This is a genomic window from Vibrio sp. 2134-1 (assembly GCF_033339495.1).
In genome coordinates, this window is sequence record NZ_JAWOUS010000927.1 from 1 (window position 1) to 525 (window position 525).

The following is a 525-nucleotide window of genomic DNA, read 5'->3' on the forward strand; positions in this document are numbered from 1 at the left end:
ATATTGGAACGAGCGCCGATAGCACAAGAGAGCTCGGGAGCAAGATAAACGAAATATCGTGTATCCAGTGGTAGGCGATCATCGCAGGACTGCTGAGCAAAAAAGCCATTCGCCAACCGTACATCATGGTTAGTGTCGTTAAAGCGAGAAAGTGTATTTGTAACCCTTCTTTTACACCTGCTTGAGCAGACCAAAGAACCGTAATGAGGAAGAAAGAGGCAAGCACGATATGTTGAAATGCTTTCTCTTGTTCAAGTTTAGGCCAAACTACTTTTCTCCAATCGGGTATGCAAAAAGCAACGACAACCCAAGTGACGATGATGAGTGAGCCTACGTTAAACCAGTCCATGAACTCTTTTCCTAAAATGCGTTTGTTACTTTTACGTTAATCCTTTTATTGGGGCGCTATTTTACACGCCTTGGTGATTTATATAAGGAATTTGCCAGTGTTACATAAAAAAATGCCAGCTAAATGCTGGCATTTCTAGAACGTTAAGGTTCTTATTTGCTTAGTATTTCACGTTA

General features: G+C 41.1%; 1 pseudogene. It reads right to left on the reverse strand.

Going from position 1 to position 525, the window contains the following annotated elements:
• A pseudogene (locus R7R78_RS29300) lies at nt 1–349 on the reverse strand (hypothetical protein); the annotation flags it as partial.
• Nucleotides 350–525 lie beyond the last annotated feature (176 nt).